This window comes from Methyloceanibacter sp., from assembly GCF_051306395.1.
Taxonomy (GTDB): domain Bacteria; phylum Pseudomonadota; class Alphaproteobacteria; order Rhizobiales; family Methyloligellaceae; genus Methyloceanibacter.
Genome location: NZ_JBPPND010000248.1, coordinates 1 through 7350, shown reverse-complemented (window position 1 = coordinate 7350; position 7350 = coordinate 1). Strand labels below are relative to the sequence as shown.

Sequence of the window (7350 nt, the reverse complement as noted above, 5' to 3'; positions counted from 1 at the left end):
CCGTTCGGTACCGGCGGGGATTTGATGATCGTGCCCGATCCTTCCGCCGAAGTGCATGTGGATTTTCGCGACGGCTCCGCCTCCGAGCATTTCTTCCTCGGCGATGTCCGCAACACCGACGGCAGCCCGTGGGAGTGCTGCGTCCGTGCGTTCTTGCGCCGCGCCGTTGCCGCGCTCGAGGCCGTAAGCGGTCTCCATCTGATCGCGGCTCTCGAGCAGGAGTTTATCTATACCGGCGTCGAGGATCTGCCAGGCCACGCTTACAGCCTGAGCGCGTTCCGGCGTCAAGGCGTGTTCGGCGAGATGCTGATGGCCGCGATCCGCGCCGCGAGCGCCAAGCCGGACTCCTTCCTCGCCGAATACGGCCCCCGTCAATACGAGATGACGGTGGCGCCCGAGACGGCACTTGTCGCCGCCGACCAAGCCGTGATCGCCCGGGAGATGGCGCGCGCCGTCGCCTTCCGGCTCGAAAACCGCGCCATCTTCTCGCCCATGCCCGTGGCCGACGGTGCGGGCAACGGGGTGCATATCCATTTCAGCCTGCACGATGCGTCGGGCGCGCCGGTGACCTACGCAACCGACGGGCCGTTCGGCCTGAGCGCCGCGGCAACGCATTTCGCCGCCGGGGTGCTGCACCACCTGCCGGCGCTTTGTGCGATCACCGCGCCGTCTCCGGTCTCTTACTTGCGGCTGACACCGAACCGCTGGGCGCCGACCGTTGCCGACCTCCAGGCTCAGGATCGCGGCGCGGCGTTGCGCATATGTCCGGCCTTCGCCGTGCACGACGAGAAAGAGAGAGCCGCTCAGTTCAATCTGGAGTTCCGCGTGTGCGATGCGGCGGCAAGCCCTTACATGGCGCTCGGTTCGCTGATCTTCGCCGGCGCCGACGGCATCGCACGTGAGCTTTCACTGCCCGACACAGCCGCGAACCTTCCCCATTCACTGGGCGAGGCTCTGGACGTCATGGAGGCGAGCGACACGCTCAAGAGCTGGTTCGGGCCCGTGTTCTTCGAGGCCTATATGCGCCACAAGCGGTCCGAAGTGGCCAATGTCGCCGATCTGTCTCCAGCGGACCTCTGCGCGCGCTATGCCGAAGTCTATTGAGACGAAGCGGGTGATAACCGCTCGCTAACGGTGTAGCCTATAGGGTCCCTCGGCTATGCATGCGCTTGCTAAGCTCAGCGCGGGAGGTACCGGACTCATGTGGAAGACGATCCTTGCAGTCTCGTTTCTATCGCTTGGCGCTCTGACGCTTGCGGGGTGTAGCGACGACGAGTCGAAGAGCAGCTTCGTCGTCTGCGAAAGCACCTATGCGCTGTGCACGACGGCCAAGTGCGAGCCGGCCGACGGCAGCACGGATACGGTGTCCTGCGCTTGCGACGTGAAGACCGGCTATTCCGCGGGTGAGAAGCCCTGCACGGGAGAGGCCAAGACCGACAAGGGCACCGAGATCAGCTCGCGGTACTACCCTATCAAGAGTTATGCGGCCTGCGACAACGATCGGCCCTGGGCCTGGTGTCTCGACAAGCCGTGCGTCGTCGATAAGGACGACCCGACCAAGGCGTCTTGCGCTTGCACGGTGACCAAGAACGAGGGGCCATACCTGGTGGTGACCGACACCTATACCGACTCGACCTGCACCACGGATCTGTGGTCGTCGGCGACGGTGAAGGGCGCGAATCAGCTTACGGATTTCCTCAAGACCACCAGTGAGCTCAAGCCGTACGACATCAAGGTCTTGAACGCGCCGAAATAGCGGAGCTCAGCGCACCGGAACGAGGTCGAGAACGTCCTCGGTGGGTAGCATCCGGCAATAGCCCTTGAAACACTCGAGGGCGGCCGCGTGGCGCGCTTCGGTTTCCGCCGCGCAAGCATCGTGCACGCAGGTCATGTAGTAGCCACGATCGGCGCCGTCCTTCACCGCATGGTCGATGCATTGATCGGTGAGATAGCCCGTCACGAACACGTCCTCGATGCCGATATTGCGCAAGAGGTAGTCGAGATTGGTAGAGTTGAATACCGACGAGGAGGTCTTGGGGAGGACGATCTCGCCGGGGACCGGCGCGAGTTCCGGGACCACTTGCGCCTCGTGAGACCCTTTGGCGAAGCCCATATTGGAAAGCTTGTAGTCGAGGCTGCGGTCGCGACCGTCCGCGGTCAAGTTCTCGATCACCGTATAGATCACTTCGAGCCGCGCCCCGCGGAAGGCCTCGATGAGCGCGGCGATGTTCGGGATCACGCGTAGCGCCGTGGCCTTGTAGAACTCGGGCCGTATGTTCGCTTCCTTGGGTCCGCAGGTTCCGTTCTGCACGTCGATGACGAGTAGGGCTGCGGTTCCCCTGGTGATGGGACGATCGCGGGGGCTTGCTTTAGGTGCTGTCATGGCATCGGTGGGTTGTTGTGCTATCGCGGGGGACAGAGTGAAATGCAACCAGCAGCAAACCGTCAACGGCGAATGGAGACTAACATGTCGAAGCTTCTGGCAGCCCTCTCCGCACTGATCTTTGTCGCGCTCGCGTCTTGCACGCAAGACGATGTCGCCACGCTCGAGGCCGTCGACAATGTGGTGGCGGAACTGGACGAGGCTTTCGAGGCGCAGGACGCCAAGGCAGTCAAGGCTTTGATGACGTCCGACCATGTATCGGTGACGCCTTATTATGGCGCGCCCAAATCGGTCGACGAGGCTCTCGCCTCATTGCCTGATCTGAAATACGAACAAACCGACTTAAGCGAGCCCAAAGTGGTCCTGCTCGGCTCCGATGCGGCCATGCGGACCGTGATCGCGAAGGTTGACGGAACGTTCAAGGGTGAGCCGTTCTCCTACAAGGTCTTCATCACCGCGATCCTGCTCAGGCAGGACGGCAAGTGGCTGGAGCGGTTCTATCAGGTCACGCGCCTTGCGCCTTAGATCGGACGGCCCGGTAAAGTCGGGGAGCTTGCGAGACGCCCTGCCCGAAGAGCCGCAGGCCGAAGAGCTGGTCGAGATCTTGATGGAGGGGCGGGGCCTGCGCCTGGAGCGCATCGTCTCGACAGGTCAGGCGACTCCGGAGGACGATTGGTACGACCTAGCTTGGGACGAGTTCGTGGTTCTCGTGTCCGGCGCCGCGCGCTTGCGGATCGAGGGCGAGGACGAGGACCGCGCGCTTGAAGCCGGCGACTGGGTCTTGCTCCCGGCGCATTGCCGCCATCGCGTGACCTGGACACAAACTGCGCCGCCGGCCGTCTGGCTGGCGATCCACCACGAGGGTGCGCTCAGCCGCCGCGAAGCAGAAGCAGAATGAACAATGTCAGCGGGGTGAGGATGTCCCACCAGAAGATGGGGCCCGCATTGTTGATGGCGAAGTTCTTCCGCCGCACCATGTCTGTGGCGTGTACGGCCGCCGCGCTCCACAGGAAGCCCGCCGCCATGAAGGTCATCGCCCAGGCCGCTTCCGGCCCGAGGACCGAGGCGGCCACGGCGCCAAGGCCTATGCCGAGATTGGCGCCGGCGATCTCCTTCTGAAACGGGCTCGGCGCCCAGCCGATGGATTCAGCAACGCGCTTGCTGAAGACCGCGTGCGAGAATGCCGACCAAAGGCTCATCACGCCAAGCCCAAGGGAGAGCATCCATTGAAGCAGCGGCGACAGCTCAGAACTGCCGAAGGGCTGATCGACGTCAAGAAATCCAAGGACGAGCGCAGCGGCATAACAGAGGGCGGGGAAGGCGGAGATGAGATTCTGCATTGGGCCCTCCAGCGCTTAGAATCGCATGGCGAATGATCGCGGATGTGTGCATTGAAGGCAAGGGAGACGCCTCCTGGCACAGCGGGCGCCTGGGACCGCTCAAAGTTTTCGAAAAACCGCGCGAAGCTCGCAGCCTTTCGGCTAATCGGGGCGAAACCTTTCGCGCCAAGTGTCCGTTCGTCCTGTTGCCACGCCCATTCACGAGGAGACTGAGACGATGCAGACGACTTGGATGCCGGATACCGAGCACGTCAAGATTCACAATCGCGCGGAGCTGCCGGAGAGCGTGTTTGCCTTTCCCGAGCAGCGCAAGGAACCGCTGACCGACGCGTCGCATGTGCGCAACGCGCTCGCGCGGTTCGACCAAGTGGAAGGCGTATCCGACGCCGACCGCGATCTGGCCTTCGCCAACATCAAGAAGGCGGCCGCGTATTACGGGGTGGACGTGCGCGAGAACAGCTGGCGCGAGCTCGGCCGCTGAGCGCCCCGCGAACTGTCGACGCTTGAGGCGGCCCTGGCGTTCTGTTCCGGGGCCGCATCGGCGTCACGACGATGACCGCTTTTTCTGGCAAAGCTTTCGTCAAGGGGGCAAGCTTGTCCGATGATTCACGGTCACAGAGACCCCTATTCCTTGCGCGCGCCGCTGCGTTTCGACTTCGATGGCACAGCGAGCAAGGCCGACCCCTTCGCATTTTTCGCAAGCTTGCGGGAGGCTGGGCCGGTCATTCCCGTGAAACTTCCGCTCGTCGGCAAGGTCTGGATCACCACGACCCACGAAGCCACGTCGGCGATGGTCAAGGACAGTGCCTTGTTCGTGCAGGAGGCGCGCCATGCCGGCAAGACTGGCGTGGCCGGCATGGCATGGTGGATGCCGTCCTCGCTGAAGCTCATTACCAACAACATGCTGCTCAAGGACGAGCCGGACCACCGGCGACTGCGGAAGCTCGTCGACCAAGCGTTTCAGCGCCGCCGGGTGCGGGATATGCGCGGCGAGATCGAGGGCATGGCGGACAAACTTCTCGACGGCTTCAAGGGGCGCGAGGAGGTGGACCTGGCGACCGACTTCTCACGCCGCCTACCGCTCGAGGTGATCTGCGCGCTGCTCGGTCTGCCGGATGACAATCGGGAGGCCTTCTCGGGCTGGGCCAACGCCGCGACCTCGATGCGGAGCAGCTTCGGTATCTTCCGCGCCTTTTTGTCGATGCGGGGCGTGATCGACTATGTGCGCGGGCAGATCGAGGAATGCCGGAGGCATCCGCGCGAGGGCGTAATCAGCGAGCTGGTGCGCGCCGAAGAGGACGGGGACAAGCTCAGCGAGGACGAGCTGATCTCCATGGTCTTCTTGCTGCTCTTTGCCGGCTTCGAAACCACCACGCATCTCATCAGCGACAGCATCATCGCGCTTGAGCAGAACCCGGCACAGAAGGCTTATCTTTTCGCCGATCCGGACGCCCGCATGGAGCGCGCGGTCGAAGAGCTGGCGCGCTACAACACGCCGGTCCAAAGCACGAAGCCCCGCTATGCCTCGCGGGACTGCGAGTTTTTCGGGCAGGCTCTAAGGCGCGGCGACATTGTCATGGGGCAGCTCGCCGGCGCGAATTACGATCCGGCCGCATTCGACGAGCCCGACCGACTCAAGCTCGACCGTCTTCCGAACCCGCATCTCGTGTTCAGCTCGGGCATTCACTTTTGTCTGGGCATGCAGCTTGCCCGCGTGGAGGTCCAAGCGGCGCTCGCGCGTCTCTACGCGCGCTATCCCGATCTAGCGCTGGCGGCGCCGGACGATATTCAATGGATCAAGCGCTTCGGGTTGCGCGGCGTCACCGCGCTGCCGGTGCGGCTGAACGCGGAGCGCGTCCGGAAGGCCGCGTAACCTCAGTCGTTCTCGTGACAGCCTTCCTGTGCGTTCCAGCCCAGGCCGGGTTTGCAGCCTTTCCTGATCGCTTCAAGCTGCCAGGTGGGCAGTCGTAGCTGAGGCTTCGGCTTCACGTAGCCCTGCACGCATTTGTTGCCTTGGAGCCGATAGCCGGGGCCGCAATAGCTCGCGGCGTTGCGCTTCAGGATGCACTTGCCGTCGATCAGAACCGAACGTGAACGGCATTTTGGTGCTGCGGCCTTCTTCGACGCCGGCGGCGGAGACGCCTTCTTGGCGGGCGGCGGAGGCGGCGGTGGTGCCGCGGCCTTCACCGAGCCATCGGGGGCTTTCAGCGTTACGACGCGCGTGCCTGCATGCGGCATGACGATCTCGATGCAATCGCCGGGCCCGTCGGCAATCATCCAGGGATGCGTCAAGAACGTGTCGAGGGTCACTTCCTCGCCGCTGTTGAGGCCCGCGTAGTCCTTTGGCTGGCCGCTGAAGTCGAGCCACAGAATGCTGCGGTACATGCCGGACTTGTTGACGAAGGTGATCTTGGCCGGCGCGTCGCTGCCTTGGGACTTCACGCTGAACAGGTCTTTGCACGAAGGATCGGAGCCCGGACTGGGCGCGGCGACCGGCTGCGGGGCCGGTGCGGACGGTGGAGGGGTCTGTGGGGCCGGTGCGGGCGGTGTCTCGGCCTTCTTGAGCTTTTCGATATAGGCGCGGGCGAGATCGGCATAGAAGCCGCTGGGATAGTTCGCCAGAAACGCCTCGAAGCCCGCGGCCGTGCCGAGCTCCTTGGCGCTGTCAAAGGCGTCTTTCTCGGGGCTTGCGCTCGCCTCCGCAACCTCGGCCTCTGCGCTCGCGCCGTCGCCGAGCACCGCTTGCTCGTATGTGCGGCAGGCCTCCATGAATTTCTTGAGGTTGTCGCGGCCCTCCGCGAGATTGAGCGTGGCGGCACGATAGCCGGGCACCGAATAGTCGAGCGTCTCCTTCTCGGCGAACGCGGCCCAGAGCTGATCGTCGTTCTTGATGTCGAGATTGACGCCGCTCAAGCCTTCGCCCTCGGCGCGATCGATATGGCCCTCAAGCGTCTGCTCGAAACCGCCGCCCGAGAAGCGCAAGGCCGCATCCGCGCCATTGGCAAGACCGCCGATATCGGCGCCGAAGGTGAGGTTGGCAAATTGAGCGCCCGTGCTGGGGCGTGCATCGCATACGCCCATCACCTGGACATTGTCGGTCTCCGGCACGCCATAGACGAGACGCGCCGTCATCGCGCCTTTGTTGTCGGGGTCGTTGCTCTCGTAGAACTGCCACTGCATGTCGCCTTCTTGGGCCGCAGCGGGTTTGGCCTGACAGGTCAAGGCGACGGTGAGCAGCGCGGCTGCGAGGAAGAAGGTTCTCGGCATTGGCGTCTTCTCACTCTTGATGTACGGGGAAATGACGACGAGTTGGCCGATGCCGAACCTCCGTCTGGGTGGAAGGCCAGCTTAGGAGAGCGGCGGCGTGGTGGCAATGGAGCTATCCCCACGCTCAAGCGAGCGTGGTCCACACCACCGCGATGTTCGCCACCAAATAGAGTGCGAGCACGCCTGCGGCCCAACGCCGGTCGGCCTGCTTGATCTCGGCTTCGGAGTCCGCATCGGCCCCGCGCCACGACGTGGCGACCACGCGGGCGAGCGCGATGATGATGAACGGATAGGCGAGCAGGAAAATCTTATCGAGCATCATCAGGTAGTCCACATCCGGGAGAGATGCGGTTGCCGTCA

The 7350-nt window shown here is 63.7% G+C and carries 10 protein-coding genes; 6 read left to right on the top strand and 4 right to left on the bottom strand.

Annotation, left to right across the window (positions count from 1 at the left end; translation table 11 throughout):
- Together ACSLE4_RS13105 and ACSLE4_RS13100 are read left to right on the top strand one after the other, a co-directional pair.
- The coding region (locus ACSLE4_RS13105; RefSeq protein WP_435904882.1) for a glutamine synthetase at window positions 1-1104 on the top strand (1104 nt) is incomplete at its 5' end.
- Window positions 1105-1201: 97 nt separating this feature from the next.
- Entirely contained in the window at window positions 1202-1756 is a 555-nt protein-coding gene (locus tag ACSLE4_RS13100) for a hypothetical protein (protein WP_435904881.1), read from the top strand.
- Between the two features lie 6 nt (window positions 1757-1762).
- On the opposite strand, the gene ACSLE4_RS13095 is transcribed toward ACSLE4_RS13100, so the two are convergent.
- The gene (locus ACSLE4_RS13095; RefSeq protein ID WP_435904880.1) at window positions 1763-2383 is read right to left on the bottom strand and encodes a cysteine hydrolase family protein; all 621 of its coding nucleotides are present in this window, start codon (window positions 2381-2383) and stop codon (window positions 1763-1765) included.
- 84 nt (window positions 2384-2467) lie between these two features.
- Between ACSLE4_RS13095 and ACSLE4_RS13090 the strand changes: the two genes are divergently transcribed.
- A complete protein-coding gene (locus ACSLE4_RS13090; protein WP_435904879.1) occupies window positions 2468-2908 on the top strand; it encodes a nuclear transport factor 2 family protein in 441 nt (146 codons plus the stop codon).
- A 28-nt stretch (window positions 2909-2936) separates the two neighbouring features.
- On the top strand, window positions 2937-3281 hold the full coding sequence (locus tag ACSLE4_RS13085) for a cupin domain-containing protein (RefSeq protein WP_435904878.1): 345 nt from the start codon (window positions 2937-2939) through the stop codon (window positions 3279-3281).
- Here ACSLE4_RS13085 and ACSLE4_RS13080 read toward each other — a convergent pair.
- On the bottom strand, window positions 3253-3723 hold the full coding sequence (locus ACSLE4_RS13080) for a DUF6790 family protein (protein ID WP_435904877.1): 471 nt from the start codon (window positions 3721-3723) through the stop codon (window positions 3253-3255). The genes ACSLE4_RS13085 and ACSLE4_RS13080 overlap by 29 nt on opposite strands.
- Window positions 3724-3940: 217 nt before the next feature.
- Between ACSLE4_RS13080 and ACSLE4_RS13075 the strand changes: the two genes are divergently transcribed.
- Both ACSLE4_RS13075 and ACSLE4_RS13070 read left to right on the top strand, forming a co-directional pair.
- The gene (locus ACSLE4_RS13075) at window positions 3941-4204 is read left to right on the top strand and encodes a DUF6582 domain-containing protein (protein WP_435904876.1); all 264 of its coding nucleotides are present in this window, start codon (window positions 3941-3943) and stop codon (window positions 4202-4204) included.
- A gap of 120 nt (window positions 4205-4324) precedes the next feature.
- The gene (locus ACSLE4_RS13070) at window positions 4325-5596 is read left to right on the top strand and encodes a cytochrome P450 family protein (protein ID WP_435904875.1); all 1272 of its coding nucleotides are present in this window, start codon (window positions 4325-4327) and stop codon (window positions 5594-5596) included.
- Window positions 5597-5598: 2 nt separating this feature from the next.
- Here the strand turns inward: ACSLE4_RS13070 and ACSLE4_RS13065 are convergent, their stop codons facing one another.
- Window positions 5599-6990, bottom strand: a complete 1392-nt coding sequence (locus ACSLE4_RS13065; RefSeq protein WP_435904874.1) for a hypothetical protein — start codon at window positions 6988-6990, stop codon at window positions 5599-5601.
- Window positions 6991-7114: 124 nt separating this feature from the next.
- Window positions 7115-7350: hypothetical protein (locus ACSLE4_RS13060; RefSeq protein ID WP_435904873.1), on the bottom strand; the 236-nt coding region annotated here is incomplete at its 5' end.